Raw genomic sequence first — 19,906 nt, forward strand, 5'->3', positions numbered from 1 at the left:
TCGTGTATTAATGAATTGATTTTGGATCTACAACCACATACTTGATTGCTTCCCCAGACTTCTCCATTGAATAAGAATAGCTGATGCGCAACAGCCCGTCAGCAGTTTGTATTAAACAGGGATAAGAAAAACTACCTTTTCCTTTTGCTTCATTCTCCAGCGTTCTTTTCCACTTCCAGCTGGCGCCTTCATCATCCGATAAATAAAGGCTTAATCTGTAGCGGCCATCATCTTCATCACAACCTACAAATGCCCAGCGGCCATCTTTCATTGCTATCAGTTCAACACTTGCTGTGTTAGGAATGGTAGTTTTTTTTGCGGCACTCCAGCTTTGACCATTATCTGCCGATTCACTTGTTTGTACCCTTGGCGGGTCATCTCCATTATCTCTCATAAAAGCAACGATATTGCCATTCTTTTTTTGCACGAGGGCCGGCTGTACATTACCTCTTCCAACAATAGGAAGACTTGCATGCCATGTATCGCCGTTATCATCAGAAATAGCAACCAGCGACATGTTATAGCCATCTGAGTATAATGGCAATAGTATTCTACCTTCGGCAAGCCGCAAAGGTTTTATTCTTGTCATCCAGCCAGTACTTCTTTTTGCCAGGTCCTTACTGGCGTCTATTATCATGTTATCGTAAGAAGGAGCATAAGCACCAGAGCCTCCGATGTTGGGGGTGAGCTGTTTAAATTTGATGGCGGTTTCTGTTGCGAAACTATCCTTTGGGGCAAGCAATATATTGTCCTGCCAGTTCCATACCGGCGCTCCGCTGTTATTGTAGTCAATAGCTGTACGAAATCTCAGAACAGAGCATTCCCATCGATGAGCCTGTACGGCAATCCAAACCAAAAACAACTTGTTGTTGCTGTTGAGAAACAATACCGGGTTACAATCCGGTAAGCCGTAGGTATCTGCCATTTCAAACGGTGCTGACCATACAGTTGATCCTTTTTTTAACCGTGCGCCCATAATTTTTACATCGTCTGCAGTTCGTTCGCCACTTCCCTGGAACCATGCCGCCAGTATGTCCCCATTGGGCAAAGCAACAATGCTGCTGCCATGCGTATGCTGCGGTTGCGTGGGAAAAATCAAGCTTTCAAAAACAGGCAATACTTTTTCTGTTGCAGGTTGTGCCAGCAGGGCATTGGATATAAAACTGCCGGCAAAGCAAATTACAAGTAATCGTTTCATTTGATATGTGTAAGTTAAAAAGGGTTATTTTTTATTGGATGAGTCTGGTAAAAATTCGGTGTAACTATTTATTAAAATAAAAATCAGGCTGGGTTTTATCAGGATGATTTATATTTAATGCCAGATCATAAATATATACTTTTTCTTGTCTTATACCATTAAATATGAATAGCATGAACAACGATGAAAAGAAATTTGTTCCGGTGATGATTACACCTTTTAACCTGAAGGCAACCGTTGATATGGATGCTTTAAACAGCCTGGTTGATTTTTACCTGGCGGCAGGGGTGAAAGGTTTTTTTGCGAATTGTTTAAGCAGTGAAATGTTTAGCATCAGTGAAGATGAAAGGCTGGAAATTACCAAGCATATTGTTAAGTATGTAAATGGAAAGGTGCCCGTAGTAGCTACCGGATCTTTTGGATTGACAATTGAAGACAAGGCAAAGTTTACAAAAAAAATATACTATACCGGTATCGACGCGGCCATCATGATTACCGGACATTTTGCCAATGTAGAAGACGGTGATGATGTGTTGCTGCGCAATTTTGAAAAAATGTTTGATCTCACCGGTAACATTCCTTTGGGCATGTATGAATGCCCTGCGCCGTACAAAAGAATTATTTCAGCGGATGTTTTCAAACAACTGTTAAGTTTTAACCGGCTGGTTTATCATAAGGATACTTCTATAGAACACGCACAGGTAAAAGCAAAGCTGGATGTGCTGAAATCGGTTGGAAATAATAACCTGGAGTTTTACGATGCGCATTCACCCAATGCCATGTTCTCATTGCAAGCCGGTGCTAAAGGTATGTCATCTATTTCCGGTAATTTTTATCCTGAAATATTGGTTTGGATGTGTAACAATGCTACCAACCCCGACAAGCAGGAGGACGTAAAATGGCTGCAATCTGAAATCACCAGGGTAGACCCTTTAATTCACCAGGCATACCCTATGAGTGCAAAATATTTTTTACAAAAAAGAGGTTTGCCCATCCGTACCATCAGCAGAACATTTGCATTGGAATTAACTCCTGATCAAAAGAAAACACTGGATGACATCTATACCAGCTTTCTTGGCTGGTGCCACCGCCTGGGCATACAGCCAGTTATTTAATTCCTTTGCAGAACTACGATTGCCAATAAGCTATTATGAAACATTTACCGGTTGCGGACCTCGCCATTATTGCCTTGTATATGCTGGCCATGATATTGACCGGTGTTTGGTTTTCGAAAAAGAATAAAAACCCGGACCAGTTTACAAAAGCTTCAGGCCAGATTCCACAATGGGCCGTTGGCATTTCTATCTATGCCACTTTTTTAAGCAGCAATACTTTTTTAGGCGTACCAGGAAAAGCATTTGGTACCAACTGGAATGCTTTTGTTTTTAGTTTATCGATGCCTTTTGCAGCCTGGATTGCGGCAAAATATTTTATTCCTTTTTACAGAAACAGTGGCGAAGTATCAGCCTATACTCACCTGGAGAAACGCTTCGGTGCCTGGGCCAGAACTTATGCAGTAGTTTGTTTTCTGCTGACGCAGCTGGCACGCATGGGCTCTGTGTTTTTTGGTATAGCGCTTAGCCTGCAGGCCATGACGGGATATTCCATGCAAAGCATCATGGTTGTAATGGGTATCATAATTATAATTTATACCGTGTTGGGTGGAATGGAAGCCGTGATCTGGACCGAAGTTGCCCAAGGTATTATCAAGACATTTGGAGCTATCATTATTTTATATTTTATCATCAGCAAAATGCCGGGTGGTGTGGATCATATCATGGCCATTGGTAAAGCAGATGGTAAATTCAGCCTGGGCAGTTTTAAACCGGATTTTACTACCTCCACCTTCTGGGTGATTTTCTTTTACGGCATTTTTATCAACCTGAATAATTTTGGAATGGACCAGAACTACATTCAGCGTTATCAGGCAACCAGTTCCGGTAAAGAAGCTGCTAAATCGTTGTGGCTTTGTGTTAAAATATACCTGCCCGCTTCATTTCTGTTTTTTGTAATCGGGTCTTCGCTGTATGCCTGGTACCAGGTGCACCCGGAGATGCTGAATGCCATCAAGCTAAGGGCAGCAGCAGAACGCTTGCCTTCCGGGGCTTCGGTAACCGAAATGGGAGCCGTGGCCAACACGTTGCTACCAGCCGATTACGGTGATAAAGTATTGCCTGATTTTATGGTAAATGTATTACCGGTTGGTATCGTCGGCATTATTGTTTCAGCAATACTTTCCGCAGCGATGAGCACCATCAGCTCGGGAATGAATGCCTGCGCTACTGTGTTTACGTTTGATATTTACAAGCGCTATATAAAACATGACATTAGCCAGCGTCAAACCATGACGTTGCTTTTTACTTCCACATTTGTGATAGGCGTTCTGTCTATCATAACCGGTATTGCGATGATTGGGGTTAAAAGCATACTGGATGTGTGGTGGCAACTGTCTGGTATTTTTGCGGCTGGTATGCTGGGGCTTTTTTTACTGGGTATCGCCAGCCGTGCAAAAAATGCAGAAGCTATAATAGCCGTTATTATTGGGGTATTGGTAATTGCCTGGATGACATTTCCTTCCTTAATTCCGGAAAATTTGGCCGGCATCCGAAGCAGCTTTCATACCAATATGGTAATTGTAATTGGCACACTCACCATATTTTTAACAGGCACCGTTTTTTCTTTGCTAAAGGGCAACCGCAAAAATGTTAGCCTTGAAGTGAATGATATCTAGCCAACCCTTCAATAGGCGTCCGTATAATTCCACCCGGCTTCATGCCGTACAGGGTTGCCACTGCGGATAAAATATCTTTAAAAGCATACCCAACAGATCCGGTGCAATTAAAACTATACTGCCTGTAGTTGGGGTATTTGGTCACAAGCGTTTCAAAAAAATCAATGAAAGCATTTTTCACCAGCTGGTTGGTGTATTCTTTATCAGCTGTGCTAACAGAGATAAACTGCACAAAGCCGGCACAATAACGGTTGGGAAGTTTTTCCGAATATACCCGGTCCATAATTTGTTCTCTTTTAAGGCCGTAGGCGGCAAAAAAATCAGCCCTTACCGCAGCAGGCATATACTCCCGGATATAGTCGCCCAGCAATTGCCTGCCGATGTAAAATCCACTGCCTTCATCTCCCAGTAAATAACCCAGTGAATCTATATTGGCAGTGATGGCGCTTCCGTCATACAGGCAACTATTGGTACCGGTTCCCAATATAGCAGCAAAGCCTGGCTGATCATGCAATACAGCTCTTGCAGAACCTAACAAATCAAGACCCACAGCAAGGGTCGCTGTTGGAAAAACCTTTTGCAGGGCGTCTTTGATAATGTGCGTCTTATCTTCAAAACAACCGGCACCGTAAAAATAAATATGGCTGATCTGCAATGGGGGTATGACGGATGGCAAACCTAAAGAAAGTGACTGAGCAATGTAACTGCTGTTTACAAAATAAGGATTATAACCTTCGGTATTAAAAAAAGAGAGACCTGCTTTTTCATTTATCAGGCACCAGCTTGTTTTGGTTGAACCGCTGTCAGCAACAAGTATCATTTGGAATTTTTTATTGGTAATCCGATTTTATGACCCGCCATGGCATAATAAAAAATGCACAGGTAGCAGGGAAGTAACATGGCGTACGCGTGTTGCGGTGAGTAATGACCCGCCAGCCATCCGTACAATAAAGGCAACAGCGCACCTCCGCCTACAGCCGCTATCAAAAGTGAAGAGCCAGTTTTTGTAAAGCGTCCGAGGCCATTAATGGCGAGCGGCCAGATGGATGGCCAAACCAGCGAATTTGCCAGCCCCAGCAAAGCAATGAAAGCAACAGAAATATACCCACTGGTTAAAAGGGCAAAGCACGAAAAAATGAGCCCCAGCAAAGAAGATATTTTTAACACCCATACCTGCGAAATATATTTAGGTATAATGATAATGCCTATCACATAACCTAGCAACATAAAACCAAGCGTACAGCTGGTAAAGAATTTGGCGGTGGAAAGTGGAATGCCCTGCGAGGGACCGTAATTAATAATGGAATCCCCTGCAATTACTTCTACCCCCACGTATAAAAACAGTGTAGCAACACCTAACAGCAAATGCGGAAATTGAAGGATACTTGTTTTGTTAAGATTGGCAATACCTACCGCTTCATCCCCTTCATCAGTATCCAGTTCCGGCAGGCCGGATAAATGCACCAGTATGGCCAGCACTACCAGCACAACAGCTATTACCAGGTAGGGCACTACCACGCGATGAGCAAGCATATTTAAGACGTCATTTTTTTGGTTTGCCGTCATCCCGGCGAGGCGTGCCGTTATGCCATCTGCATCCTGTAAGATAATGGCGCCCAGTATAAGTGGGGCAATTACACCCGCTGTGCCATTGCAGATGCCCATAATGCTGATACGCCGTGCGGCACTTTCCATCGGGCCCAAAATAGTAATGTATGGATTGGAAGCGGTTTGCAAAATAGCCAGCCCGGCTCCCTGTATAAATAAACCGGTAAGAAATGAAATATAAGATCTTGATAAGGCAGCAGGAATAAACAATGCTGCACCAACAGCCATCAGCAGCAGCCCCAGCGTCATGCCTTTTTTATATCCTGTCCTTTGCAACAATGCCGCCGCCGGAATGGCCATTACCATGTAAGAAATATAAAAGGAAAAGGCTACCAGGTAAGAAGCCACGCTGTTTAACTGGCAGGCTATTTTAAGATAGGGGATTAACACGGAGCCGATCCAGGTTAAAAAACCAAATACAAAAAACAAGGTGCCGATTATAAAAATTGGTTTTTTGATGCGCATAGTCAACAAGCTTTTCGGCAATCAATAAAGTAGTCTATTTCTGAAGATTCATATTGAACTGATCCATGGCTTTTTTTACGCTGCCGTTTGCAAGCAACAGCGATTCGGCTTCGGCATAATCTGCTATGCCCACTTTCTGCATCAGCATTTTTACTGCACGGTCAGTTATTTTTTTATTAATCAGTTGTACGTGCACCATCTGGTTATCTTCTACCCTGCCAAGCTGAATCATCACCGTTGTACTGATGATGTCGAAAATTATTTTTTGTGCGGTACCACATTTCATGCGGGTGCTGCCGGTAATCACCTCAGGACCAGTGATTACCTCTACCGGGTAATCGGCATGCTGACTAATGGACGAATCAGGATTGCTAACGATACACCCGGTGGTGATGTTATTTTTGCGGCAGGCTTCTAATGCACCCAGTACGAAAGGAGTTGTGCCGCTTGCCGATATGCCCAATACAATATCTTTTGAGTTTACTTCTTCCTGCAGTAATTTTTCCCATCCTTCATTATAGTTGTCTTCCATTTCTTCCCTTGCTTCAATCAATCGTTCGATACCGCCTGCAAGCACAATATTTACGATACCTTTTTCTATCCCAAAGGTGGTAGGTAATTCAATCACATCTAACACCGCAAGCCTTCCCCCGCTTCCGGCACCAAGGTAAAATAGCCTGCCCCCGGCTTTTAATTTATCTGTAATGGCCTGTATCAGCTTGTTTAATTGAGGAAGGACTTTTTCTATTGCACCAGTAACGGTTCCGTTTTCATTATTAATTAATTCCGTAATCTCTTTGATGCTTTTATTTTCCAGGTGTCTGTGTTGGGATGGCTGCTCAGTAATAGGGACCATAAATTATGTTTATGTTAGTTTTGCGGTTTTTTTCCTGTTTTTTTTGTAAAAGTATGTAGATTCACGCAAAATTAGTAGTTTTATCAAAACGATTACTGTCAACTGCATGTTAAAGGAAGAACGCCATAAAATTATTTTGCGGGAAGTGAACCTACATAATAAGGTGCTTACCAGCGACTTAAGTGAATTATTGGACGTGTCCGAAGATACCATTCGCAGAGATTTAAATGAATTGGACGAATTGGAAATGATTTTAAAAGTGCACGGAGGTGCAATGAGTAAAACCTTCCATTATCCTTTTAACGGTCAAAATCCGGTATATGCCCTGGAGGCAAAAAAGCTGATTGCACAAAAAGCGATCACACTTTTTAAAAAAGACATGCTGATTTTGATAGAAGGCGGAACAACCATAATGGAAATCGCCAAACAAATACCAACAGATTTACACGCCACTTTTTTAACCGTATGTCCCCAGGTTGCGCTGGCATTGGCCGAACATGAAAACATCGATGTAATCACTATTGGTGGCAGGCTCGCCAAAAATGCGAATATACATACCGGCGCTAGTGTAATAAACGAACTGGCCGGTATAAAAACGGATTTGTGTATAATCGGTACAAACGGTATTTCGGTAGAAGATGGATTGACCGATTCAGACTGGGAAGTAGTGCAGGTGATGAAGGCCATGATCAGGTCAGCCAAAAAAACAGCAACGGTTTGTATTGCTGAAAAATTCAACACCGTTCAAAAAATAAAAATTGCGGATTTAACAGATGTGGATTATGTGATTACAGAGCTAGATGTCAATAATCCCATGTTGGATATATACAGGGGAGAGGGTAAGCCAGAATTGATGTAACCCTGGTTCAGCCAGTAAAAAGATCATTGTTTAACCATATCAATAACCAATAAACGGAAAAGAAAACAAGTCCGATTTCATAACTGCAAACAAAACCAAACATGAGAAAGAAAATTTCGCTCACCCCCATATTACAATGGCTGATATTGCTGGGGTTTACGTTTTTTACAAATACCCTTGTCCTGGCTCAGAAAGAACACATAGTGAAGGGTAAGGTATCCGACGCCAATGGTCCGCTTGTGGGAGCAACCATTTCCGAAAAAGGCGGCAAAGCCACAACTATGTCTGATGCATCAGGCGTTTTTGAAATACCTGTTTCGGGATCAGCCGCCACTCTGGTAGTTTCTTACGTAGGCTACAACAACTCCGAAATTAAAGTGAAGGGACAAACATTTATCAATGCAGTATTGGAAAGTACCAATGCCAATACATTGTCGGGAGTGGTAGTAACCGCCCTCGGTATCACCAGAACAAAAAAATCACTGGGCTATGATGTAGGCCAGATAAGCGGAGAAGATATGAACCGGGTTACGCAAACCAATGTGCTCAATGCAATGGCCGGAAAAGTTTCCGGTGTAACAGTCAGTTCAACAGGCGCTTCACCAACCTCATCCGTTAGTGTTGTAATCCGGGGAACCCGTTCTTTAAACAGCGATAATCAGCCATTGTTTGTTATTGATGGTGTGCCGGTAAAAAATTCGCTCAGTAATATTGGTACTAATACTGGTAACAGTAATGATGTTGATTATGGCAATACCATTTCTGATTTAAACCCCAATGACATAGAAAATGTATCTGTGTTGAAAGGACCAAGCGCCGCGGCTTTGTATGGGTCAAGAGCCGGTAACGGCGTTATATTGATTACCACCAAATCTGGCAAAAAGCAAAAGGGCTCGGGTGTTACATTTAGTTCTGCTACAGAAGTTGCAACACCATACCATTACCTGCCATTGAATCAGTCTTACACGATAGGTACCGATCCTTATACAGAACCCAATGGTTTCAATAGCTGGAACGGCGTGTTGGTTGACATGGCCGGAACTGACACTTACCGCTTTGGTACGCCGTTGAACAAAGGCTTGAAAGCCATACAGTGGAACAGCCCGAAAGACGCCAGCGGAAACTATATTCCATTGCCAATGGTTAGTCATAACAACCTGCAAAATTTTGTTGAAACCGGCATCACCAGCACCAACAGTCTTTCTGTTGAAAATGCTACTGATAAAGACAATTACCGTTTTTCTTATTCCAATACTACCAACAAGGGCATCATACCAACTACTGGCGTGGTGAAACATAACCTGTCGTTGAATGTAGAGCATAAAATCAGCAACGCATTAAAGATATCTTCTGTCATCAATTACGGCAGGTCAAGTTCTGATAATGTTGTTGCGGGTAATGATGGCGTTTTAAAATATGTTGCTTATTTATCACCTAGCGTTGATATAAGGGATATGAAAAATTTCTGGTTAACACCAGGCATTCAGCAAAGAAAAGTATTGCCCCCGGTTGGGGTTGACCAAAGCCCGGATGTATTGGATCCTGCTGATAATGGCGACGACAATCCTTATTTTTATTTGCACCAGGTTAAAAACAGTTTTGTAAGAAACCATTTGTTTGGAAATGTAAAATTGAGTTACCAGTTAAATCCGCATATCAGTACGTTTGTTCGCTACTCCCAGGATATGTTTTATGAAAACAGGGAAACAAAAATTTCCAAAAGTTTCAACGACGAAATAAATGGTTATTATTCGCTCACAAATATTTATAACACAGAAAGCAATACTGATTTTCTTGCCACTTACACCAATACGTTTCAAAACAAGTTTGATCTGTCAACTTCTGTGGGAGGAAACATATTATACACATATGGCTCCAACCTGTTAACTAATTCTGCCCATGGCGGCGGCATTATCGCACCTGAATATTTTAACGTGTCCAATATTTCCCAAACAAATATCAGGTATGGTTCAGGCTATAGCCAAAAAGCTGTTTACAGTGCGTATGCTACAGCATCTTTGGGATACAAAAGCATGGCCTACCTTGATCTGACAGGCCGCAACGACTGGTCAAGTACATTACCTGCCGGTCAAAATTCTTACTTCTATCCTTCTGCTTCACTCAGTTTGCTGTTGAACAAAATGTTCAATATGGGCAACAGCATCAGCCTGTTTAAAATAAGAGGCGGATGGGCCAGTGTGGGTAAAGACACGGATCCTTATAACCTGTATGGTACTGTTGGTGTGGGAAGTTTTGGTGGGATTATTACCCAGGGAACATCTTCTACCTTGAAAAACCCGAACCTGAAACCGGAAAAAGCGGTGTCTACAGAATTGGGCCTTGAATTGAACCTGTATAAAAACCGCCTTCGTTTTGAAGGAACAGTATACCGTTCTGATAACAGCAACCAGGTATTATCTATCTCTACACCCGGATCATCCGGATACAGTGGCAGACAAATTAATGCAGGTTTGGTTCGCAGCCAGGGTATTGAATTAAGATTAGCCGGTACCATCATTGCCAATAAAGACTGGACATGGGACATGGCTGTTAACTATACCAAAAATGACGCGTATGTTATGTCATTGGCAAACGGTGTAAATTATTTCTCTTTCTGGCAGGATGGACGTAGCGGATCATGGACTTATGCCAAAGGTCAGCCAATACCGAACATGTTTGATGCCAACGGAAAACAGGTAATCAGCGATGGTAAACTGGGCCAGTTGTGGGATAACCAGCTAGCAACCGTTACAGATAAAACATCCAAATATTATGGCTGGCCTTTACTGGATAATGATGGATTTATTCAAACTGTAGGCAATGGCGATTTTCAACACAAAACTGTGGTAGGTAATTTCAATCCCAAGTTATTACTGGGCATACAAACATCTGTAAGCTGGAAAAGCCTCACCCTGAGCGCCAGTATTGACACCCGCTGGGGCGGCACTTTCTTTTCTCAAACCTACCGTTACCTGGGATCGGATGCAGCAATGGCCCGCCAGGAAAATATGGGTATCCCCATTCCTGCATCTGCCAAAGGCGATATACCAGGTTACCTCAAAGCAAATCCCGGTGCCAATATTATTGTCAGCGGTAATCTTGCTCAATTTCACCTGGTGGGCGGACCAACAACTGAGTTAGGTGGCTTCCCCTTTACCAATAACGGTATTACTATTAATGACGGAGCGTTTTATCCCGGTGTATATGAAGATGGCAATGGCGGATATATAGAAAATCTCGGTGATCCTGCAACAACAAAATATGATATCTATGAGGATGCAGTTACCGGTGGCTGGAACTTTGCAAGAATGAGCATGTTTGATGCGTCTTATATTAAGTTAAGAGAACTGACTTTAACTACGCAATTGCCCAAACGTTGGTCAGATGCTTTAAAACTGCAGGGAATATCGCTTGGTGTTTATACACGCAACATCATCATCTGGACAAAAGCCAAAGCTGGTGTGGATCCGGAAATGGCCTACCAGTTTCAAAAAGGTCGCCAGGGCAATGGTTCGCAGTTCAGGCAAGGTATAGAAAGGTACAATATCACTCCATGGACAATACCGGTTGGTGTAAAACTGAGTGTACATTTTTAAATCCCGGCTTCAATAACCTTATCTAATTTGTAATATCAAAAAAATGAAAAAAATGAAAAGCGCAAAAAAAGTAGTTCTGGTTATGTGCGTTTTCTTTGCAATAATCACGCTGGGCAATTCATGTAAAAAGTTTGATGTGCTCAACACCGATCCCAACTCTATTACACCTTCAGTCGCCTCACCGGATTACCTAATGGCAAATGTGCTTACGCAATCAGCCATGTGGTACGGAAACTACGGTTCCGGAATATTTTCCGGCGCCATGCAGCAAACTTACCAGGATGCATTTGGCAATACGTTTAGTGGTTACCAGTGGGGTCCAGAATCATGGGCAGGTAATTATTCGATATTAAGAGACAATAAACTGTTGCTGCAAAAAGCGCAGACCAACGACTGGAAATTTCACCAGGGAGTGGCGTTAACCATGAGGGCTTTTAACTTTGGTAATATCGCTGATGTTTGGGGAGATGCACCAGATTCTATGGCACTGAACGGCGACCAAAACGGAAGCGAAAATCTATATCCTGCTTTTGATTCACAGGAAGCAATTTATGCACGTGTAATTGCAGATCTGCAGGCGGCCGTTCCGCTGCTGGATGGCAGTACAACTGATCATCCTGAAATTACGGGTGTCACCATGTCTTCGGATGTTTTTTATGGAGGTGATCCTGCAAAATGGCAAAAGCTGGCCTATTCACTCTTACTACGATATTACATGCGGGTATCTTCTAAAATGGATGTAAAAGCAAATGTTGAAGCCATTGCGTCTAAAGTAATAGCAGATAATGACGGCAGTTGGGTAATGCCTTTACCAGGCGCAGACCAGGGAACGTCTTACCAGTTTTGTTCAAAGTTCAATGGCCCTTCCGGCTATAACAGAAACAAAATGTGCGGTACGTTGACAATGAAACTAAAAGCGTTAAAAGATCCACGGATTGTGATAATGGCCGAACCTGTTGTAACCCGGTCAGTAGTAGATGCAGCTAAATTTGCACCCGGCGATAATACAACTTTGCTGAACGTAGTCAATGGCATACGTTATATTAACCCTGCCGCCGCCGCCGCTTCTAAATTTAAACAGTTTGATACAGCGACTTATGCGCAGGACAGGCCATACGGTGCGGTTGCAGCCAGTATCTACAGTTTGTACGATACTTCAGCAAGGTATGTGGGAATTCCGATCAGCTACAGCAATTTCGATTTTGAATACAATATCAACGGAACCGGCACGCAGTCTACTTCTTTAAATGATTATGTGTCTTACCTGAGAAGAGATATTTACGATAACCCAACCGGTGATTTGCTCAATCAAAAACTGTTAACCTACAGTGAAGTATGTTTTGATTTAGCGGAAGCTGCGTTAAAAGGATGGAATGTAAATGGTACCGCAGAAGATTGGTATAACAAAGGCGTACAGGCAAGTTTTGATACATGGAAAGTTTTCAGCGACTACCAGTCAGATGTAAATGATTATTATGGCTGCGTAAAAGATTTCGCCAGCTATATCGCACAGCCATCAGTTAAGTTCAATAATACACTGCAAAGAATTATAGAACAAAAATGGATTGCTTCGTGGCAGGCTTGTAACGAAGCATTTATGGATTGGAGAAGAACTGGTTACCCCACACTCAACGTAGGATGGGCTTCGTACCGGGGCGCTATCCCACTTCGTTTTGCGTACGACAATACAGAACTGCAAAACAATGCAGCCAATGGTGATGCGGCAATAGCCAAATTAAAACCATCTTCTTACGTAGGTACAGACGGCAACAATAGCTCCTGGTCAAAATTCTGGTTGGTTGACGGAACTGGTAAGCCCTGGTAAATGAAGTACAGCGCTTACACCATAAGGCAGAAAGGAGCTTTGTCAGCTATCGCGGTTATTTTTAGCCTGTTGTGTTATGGCCAGGTAAATAACACCTATAATTTGATGCCGGCACCTTTTGCAATACAGGCGGCAACAACCGGCAGGATCGCAATTGATCAGCAATTTCGGGTTGCAATATCCGGCACCGCCAACGACCGGATATATGCAGAAGCCAGCCGGTTTGTAAGACGGCTGAGTAACAAAACAGGTATTTTCCTGGATAAACAGGAATTTGTAACGCGGCAGCAGGATAAGTCAACAGCAACCTTGCTTGTTACTATACAACGCAACGGATTGCTGAAACTGGGGGAAGATGAAAGTTATGTAATTGAAACCAGTGGACGGCAAGTGCTTGTTACCGCTGTCACTGATTTGGGCGCCATTCATGCATTGGAAACTTTAATACAATTGGTTAGTACAGATGCTGCCGGATATTACATTCCGGCAGTGTCTGTTAAAGACCATCCCCGTTTTGCCTGGCGTGGTTTATTGCTGGATGTGGCCCTGCATTTTATGCCAGTGGAGGTGGTAAAAAGAACGCTGGATGGAATGGCTGCGGTCAAGATGAATGTACTGCACCTGCACCTTTGCAACGACCAGGGATTCAGAGTGGAGTCAAAAGTTTTTCCCCGGTTGCAGCAGGTAGCTTCCGATGGTATTTATTACACACAGGAAGATATCAAAACCATTGTAAAATATGCAGCACAAAGAGGCATTCGTGTGGTGCCGGAATTTGTTGTGCCGGCGCATACCACGGCCATATTAACGGCCTATCCTGAACTGGCAAGCGTTAATAGAACCTACTCATTACAAAGATATTTTGGCGTATTTGATCCGGTGCTGGACCCTACCAACGAAAAAGTATACCCGTTTTTAGAGAAACTGTTTACGGAAATGGCCTTCCTTTTTCCGGATGAATATTTTCATATTGGCGGCGATGAAAACACGGGTAAAGATTGGGAAGCGGTGCCGCACATCAAAAAATTTATGCAGACACATGGCATGAAAACGACCATGGATTTACAGACTTATTTTAATCAGCGCTTACTGCCCATCATTCGCAAAGCCGGTAAAAAAATGATGGGGTGGGACGAGGTGTTTCATCCGGGTTTGCCAAAGGAAATTTTCATTCAATCGTGGCGGGGAAACGAAAGTTTTTATAGTTCAGTAAAGCAGGGATATAAAGCCATTCTTTCTTATGGTTATTATATTGATTTGATGCAACCAGCTTCTTATCACTACCAGAATGATCCCATACCGGATAGCGTGAAGCTGACACCGGACGAAAAGAAATTGATTCTGGGAGGTGAGGCAACTATGTGGAGCGAATTGATAACACCAACAACAGTTGACTCAAGAATATGGCCAAGAACTGCTGCTATTGCGGAAAGATTATGGTCTCCTAAAGCAGTCAGCGACACTGATGATATGTACAGGCGGCTGGATATTGTAAGCCTGCATCTTGAATCGCTCGGACTGCAACACCTGACTTATAAACCGGCAATGATGCGGCAGCTTTGCAATGGAAATAATATTAAGGCACTGGAGGTTTTGGTAAGTGTGCTGGAGCCCTTAAAAATATACGATCGCAACGAAGGCGATACGATGTACACGGTATTTTCTCCCTTTACAAAAATTGCTGATGTCGCTACGCCTGATCAGCCGTTACCAAGGATATTTAATAAATCCGTGCAGCAATTTTTAATGAATTCATCCGCAGGTAAGGAAAAAAAAATTACGAACCAATTGATCCTCTGGAAAGAAAATGACGCAGCATTTAAACAGCTGCTTGCGAACTCGCCGGTATTGCTGGAAGCTGCTCCATTATCACAACATCTTTCCTTGCTGGGGGAGGCTGGCCTGGAATCGATTGAATACATAAAGCAACACAAAACCGCGGATGCTGAATGGCTTAAACAACAACTGGTCGTAATTAAACAGGCACGGATGCAGGGCGGCAGATGCGAAATACAGATAGTTGATACCATACAAAAATTAGTTACGGCTGCGGCGGGCAAACAGCAATAGAAATAGTAGTTGCATTTTTTATAAGTGAAGAAAAAAACAAAGTTTGATGAGGATAAAATTTACTGGCTTAATTCTTTTAACATGGTGTTTAAAAACTGCCTGCGCACAAATAACTGCACATACTCCAACAGCAGCCAAAAGCAATAGGAAGGAAGGATTTTTCCAGGAATACCATGAGGCATATCCGATCGGAAAGACCAGCGCTGAAAATAACGTCCGGAGTATTGCCGTGGATAAATCATCCAATGTTTTTATAACTACTGAAGCAGGTGTTTTTGAAAAATCCAGTGGCGCAAATACATGGACAGAGCTTCCATTTCAGGAGGAAGATAAAGGCCCTGCTTATGCCGTAGCCACTGATGGCAATGGCACGTTGTGGATTGGCAACTGGAACGGCGTTTTTACATTTCAACATAATCTGCTCACCAAAATGCCCGGCACAACAGGGCCAGTATCCCTGATTTGTGTAGCCAAAGAAGGGGTGTATGCACTCGGACCTCAAGGCGTTTGGTTGAATGCAGGCAATCAGTTTCTTCAAAAAAATTATCCTGTGGCCCGCTCCGTGAGGGGTGTTGTGTCAGATGGTAAAGCCGGCTTGTGGATTACCAGCGATGCAGGCCTTTACCATGTAACGGAAAAAGCAACTCATCATTTTTATAAAACAGATATTTTGTTAAGCGCAGAACTGAAAGGGCTGGCGTTTGATGAGAAAGAAAGTCTATGGATTACCGGGCTGGGAGGCGTTTCTGTTATCAGCAATGGCAAACGGCAAACTGCAATTACGCCAGCCAATGGCTGCCCGTCCATTTATACGAGTTGTGTAAAGCAGTCTCCTGACAAGGTGATGTGGATAGGTACAAAGGTTGGCGTAATTCGTTTTTATCCCGGCGGCAAACACTCTCTTTTATTCAGCCGCCGCTGGCTGATAAATGACCAGGTAAATGACCTTGTTTTTGACCAAGAAGGAAGTGCGTGGATCGCCACAACCAACGGTGTAAGCGTTATAAAAAAAAGATGGATAACACTTGCCCAAAAGGAGGATTATTTTTATGGCGTTCAAATGGCAAGGCATATCAGGGAACCATGGATATCGGGCCAGTGCCGCATGGCAGTAGCCGGCGATACTGCTCATTGTTCGCCTGAAGATGATGACAATGACGGGGAATACACAGGCAACTATTTAGCCATGGAGTCATTTCGGTTTGCAGTTACCAAAAGTGAAGATGCAAGAGAAAAAGCAAAAAAGGCATTTCATTTTTTAAAAGAATTAAAGGACATCACCGGCGGCGACGGTTACTTTGCCCGGACGATGGTGCCCATTGGCTGGGCTGCAGAAGTGCATGACACGAACCGCTTGTATACGGCAAGAGAAAGGGCAGAAGAACTGGTGAATGAACCCAGGTTTAAACCGGTTGAAACCCGCTGGCATAAATCAGCCGACGGGCGATGGTTATGGAAAGGCGATGCCAGCAGCGACGAATGGTGCGGCCATATGATGGGGTACTATTTTTATTATCAACTGGCGGCCACTGAAGAAGAGAAAGCCTTGGTACGACAGCATGTAGCGTCACTTGTTGATCATTTAATTGCGCACAACTATACCATGATGGATACAGATGGAACGCATACCCGATGGGGCGTGTGGTCGCCTGCATTATTGAACAGAGATCCTGAATGGCAACTGGATAGAAGTGAGAATTCAATGGAGTTGCTGGCATTTTTGAAGCTGGCTTATTATTGTACAAATGACGAAAAATATCAGCAGCATTATCAGCAGCTGATCAGTAAAGAACACTACCTGGAGAATATGGCTGCTTTGACAGAGCAGAACCCTGCATGGTTTATTTATTTTGATGTTACGATGCAGGCTTATTTATTTCCAATATTAATTCGTTGCGAAAATGACCAGCGGCTGCGGGCTTTTTATCAGCAGCTGATGGACAAATGGATGGAACAACGGAAGGGTGATCATAACCCGCTGATCAATTTTTTATACTGTTATGCCCGTGATAAAAAAGCAGAGCAGCAAGCATCCCTTGATTTTTTGATTAATACACCGCTTGATCTCAGGGACTGGCATATTGATCATACCAAAAGAGAAGATATTCATATGGTACATACCCCGGTGTTAAATGAATTACAGGTAAGTGAATTGCCACCGCCGGAAATCAGAAACACGGTGCGCTGGGACAACAACCCCTGGTCAGCAACAGGCGGATCAGATATGGTGGAGCGTGAGCCGGTGTTTTGGCTGTACCCTTACTGGATGGGCAGGTATCTCAACATGATTGATTAATTTTTAAGGATAAAATAATAATGATGATTAAAAGAAAGATTGGTTTTTTGTTGCTTGCAGGTTTATTTTTTAATGTGTTGAAGATGGGTGCTACAGATGGCGGTGGCTTACCCGTTCCTCCAGTATTTAAGGACACAGCCTCGTTGCAGGCTTATAGTATAAAATATACGCCCGATGGGATGAAAGATGCAGGCAATATTGTTTTCAAAAAAGTATTTAGCGATCGCAATGGAGTTGTATTGATTCAATCTTCACGAGGACTGTTAAAAAGATCCGGCGGCCAGTTTTTGTATCCTGGTCAGCTGGTGCCTGATGTATCCTATCTGCCTATCGTTGACAAGAAAATAAGCAGCCTTGGCCTGTATCAAAACCAATTTGTATTTGCCGACGATAAGGCCATCTTAAGCAATGCCTGGGCAGGGAAGCTATACAGCCTTCATACCATGCCCGATGTTACATTATTGAGTGGCGGAGACGATTTTTCCTTTTTAATTTCCAACGGTACTTCTGTACAATACATAAAGGATTCAAAACTGTTGTTTGAATGGAAAAGCGAAGAAAAACTGGTTGATATTTTATTTGATAAAAAGAGCAACCTGTTCTGGCTTTTGACAGCAAAGAGCATTAGTGCTTTTAACCCTGGCGATAAAAAAGTATATCCTAAATACACGGGGGATGGGTTAACCTGTTTCGGTCTTGCAGGCAATATCAATGAAATATTGGTTGGAACACACAATGGCTATTTTAAATTGAATGGTGGTACCGGAAAGAAGTCAGCAGAAATAAACAACGCATTGCCTTGCCGCGATTTAACCGTAATAAAAAACGTTGACAATCGAATTTGGTTTGGCTCTGTTAACGGCGCATTTACGCAGGAACCGGATGGTAAATTTAAATACTATGCTTCAAAACGCTGGCTGCCCGGTAATAGTGTTAACGATATTGCAGCGGGCAGCAATCATTCGGTATTGGTATTAACAAGCAAGGGCCTGGGAGAAATACATTTTGAGCCAATGACACTGCATGATAAAGCGATGTATTATGAGCAGCAGGTGCGTGACAGGCATATCCGCCATGGTTTCAATGCTACTATTACAAGAATGAAAAATGGTAATGTGAATACTGGTTCACTGGAAGATTCAGACAATGATGGATTGTGGACCTGCATGTACCTGGGAGGCGAAGTATTTCGGTATGCGGCCACCAAGTCGCCGGAAGCACTGGATAATTGCCGGGAATCACTCGATGCAATTGAGCGGTTGTACACGGTGACTAAAATCAAAGGATTTCCTGCCCGTTCTTTTGAAAGAAGAGGATATGCAGTGGCAGATACACAGGTGTGGAAGCACGCGGAAGATCCGGAATGGGACTGGAAATCTACCACCAGCAGCGACGAAGCCATTGGGCATATGTTTGTTTTTGGCGCCATAGCAGAATTAATTGATGACCCTGCAATGAAGGCCAAAGCCATCCGGTTAATGGATGGCCTGATGCAGCATATTGTTGACCACCAGTTTTACATGATCGACTGGAACGGCGAGCCGACCCGTTGGGGGAGATGGAACCCGGAATATGTAAATGCAATGCCAAAAAACGTGGGTGACCGGAAGATTACTTCTTCCAATATTGTGTCGATGTTACAAACGGCCTATCATTTTACCGGCAAAAAAATCTTTAAAGAAAAAGCGCTGGAACTGATGAATAAATATGGTTACCTGGAAAACCTGATGCGGCCGATGAAAGAAATTGGTCTTGCTCCCGGCGATGCGGGTGACCTGGCTAAACTTCTTTCAGATGGCTGGAACCATTCAGATGATGAAATGTATTTTTTGGGTTACTGGGGTTTATACCGGTATGCGTTAAATGACACGCTCAAAGCTAAATTTAAAGCATCTATCCTGGATCACTGGCAAATTGAACGGCCGGAGAAAGAAGCCGCCTGGGATATTTTTACCGCCATCACCGGCGTAAAACAATTTGACCTGGATGAAGCAACCTGGTATCTGCAAAAATATCCGCTTGACATGATTGAATGGAAAGTAACCAACAGTGAAAGAAAAGACGTTGTATTTATTCCACAAAATTTCCGCAATCAAACAATTAAAGAAGTGTTGCCACCGGATGAATTACCGATTAACCGGCACAACTCCAACCGGTTTGATTTGGATGGAGGTGATGACAATGGAATCACAGAATACAGTGCGGGAGATATCTGGTTATTACCATACTGGATGGGCCGCTACCTAAAAATAATCAGTGCGCCGGTTAACAACGTTCATGCCGCCGCAGGGCCGATGAATAAAGGAGTTGGCCGTTAGTTGTAAGTGGTGAGTGGTGAAAGGTGAATTGTGAGCGATGAGTAGTTTGCTGAGTCTGATCACTCACAACTGACAACTGACCAC

12 protein-coding genes are annotated in these 19,906 nt (G+C 43.1%); 8 read left to right on the plus strand and 4 right to left on the minus strand.

Annotation, left to right across the window (positions count from 1 at the left end; all coding sequences use genetic code 11):
* Positions 1-7 precede the first annotated feature (7 nt).
* Complete coding sequence (locus tag JWR61_RS08315) at positions 8-1,198, minus strand: exo-alpha-sialidase (RefSeq protein ID WP_301927382.1); 1,191 nt, start codon at positions 1,196-1,198, stop codon at positions 8-10.
* Positions 1,199-1,371: 173 nt separating this feature from the next.
* On the opposite strand from JWR61_RS08315, the gene JWR61_RS08320 reads away from it, so the two are divergent.
* Together JWR61_RS08320 and JWR61_RS08325 are read left to right on the plus strand one after the other, a co-directional pair.
* Positions 1,372-2,313, plus strand: coding sequence for a dihydrodipicolinate synthase family protein (locus JWR61_RS08320; protein ID WP_301927383.1), 942 nt, complete (start codon positions 1,372-1,374; stop codon positions 2,311-2,313).
* Positions 2,314-2,348: 35 nt separating this feature from the next.
* Positions 2,349-3,929, plus strand: a complete 1,581-nt coding sequence (locus tag JWR61_RS08325) for a sodium:solute symporter (protein WP_301927384.1) — start codon at positions 2,349-2,351, stop codon at positions 3,927-3,929.
* Here the strand turns inward: JWR61_RS08325 and JWR61_RS08330 are convergent.
* Genes JWR61_RS08330 through JWR61_RS08340 form a run of 3 tightly spaced genes read right to left on the minus strand, consistent with a single transcriptional unit; the run spans position 3,904 to position 6,858 of the window.
* Positions 3,904-4,749 (minus strand): N-acetylglucosamine kinase, encoded by an 846-nt coding sequence (locus JWR61_RS08330; protein WP_301927385.1) that lies wholly within the window; start codon positions 4,747-4,749, stop codon positions 3,904-3,906. The two genes, JWR61_RS08325 and JWR61_RS08330, sit on opposite strands and share 26 nt — an antisense overlap.
* The gene (locus tag JWR61_RS08335; protein WP_301927386.1) at positions 4,746-6,002 is read right to left on the minus strand and encodes a sugar MFS transporter; all 1,257 of its coding nucleotides are present in this window, start codon (positions 6,000-6,002) and stop codon (positions 4,746-4,748) included. Before JWR61_RS08335 ends, JWR61_RS08330 begins: the two co-directional genes overlap by 4 nt.
* Positions 6,003-6,036: 34 nt before the next feature.
* On the minus strand, positions 6,037-6,858 hold the full coding sequence (locus JWR61_RS08340; protein WP_301927387.1) for an N-acetylmuramic acid 6-phosphate etherase: 822 nt from the start codon (positions 6,856-6,858) through the stop codon (positions 6,037-6,039).
* A 106-nt stretch (positions 6,859-6,964) separates the two neighbouring features.
* Between JWR61_RS08340 and JWR61_RS08345 the strand changes: the two genes are divergently transcribed.
* From JWR61_RS08345 to JWR61_RS08370, 6 genes are all read left to right on the plus strand, one after another.
* A complete protein-coding gene (locus JWR61_RS08345) occupies positions 6,965-7,717 on the plus strand; it encodes a DeoR/GlpR family DNA-binding transcription regulator (RefSeq protein WP_301927389.1) in 753 nt (250 codons plus the stop codon).
* Between the two features lie 101 nt (positions 7,718-7,818).
* A complete protein-coding gene (locus JWR61_RS08350; RefSeq protein ID WP_301927390.1) occupies positions 7,819-11,313 on the plus strand; it encodes a SusC/RagA family TonB-linked outer membrane protein in 3,495 nt (1,164 codons plus the stop codon).
* A 52-nt stretch (positions 11,314-11,365) separates the two neighbouring features.
* Positions 11,366-13,138 (plus strand): SusD/RagB family nutrient-binding outer membrane lipoprotein, encoded by a 1,773-nt coding sequence (locus JWR61_RS08355; RefSeq protein ID WP_301927391.1) that lies wholly within the window; start codon positions 11,366-11,368, stop codon positions 13,136-13,138.
* Entirely contained in the window at positions 13,139-15,208 is a 2,070-nt protein-coding gene (locus JWR61_RS08360; RefSeq protein ID WP_301927392.1) for a beta-N-acetylhexosaminidase, read from the plus strand.
* Between the two features lie 46 nt (positions 15,209-15,254).
* Positions 15,255-17,504: a hypothetical protein gene (locus tag JWR61_RS08365; RefSeq protein WP_301927393.1), complete on the plus strand. Its 2,250-nt coding sequence runs from the start codon at positions 15,255-15,257 to the stop codon at positions 17,502-17,504.
* Positions 17,505-17,524: 20 nt separating this feature from the next.
* The gene (locus tag JWR61_RS08370) at positions 17,525-19,822 is read left to right on the plus strand and encodes a hypothetical protein (protein ID WP_301927394.1); all 2,298 of its coding nucleotides are present in this window, start codon (positions 17,525-17,527) and stop codon (positions 19,820-19,822) included.
* Positions 19,823-19,906: the final 84 nt, after the last annotated feature.

It is taken from the genome of Ferruginibacter sp. (assembly GCF_028288465.1).
GTDB lineage: Bacteria > Bacteroidota > Bacteroidia > Chitinophagales > Chitinophagaceae > Ferruginibacter.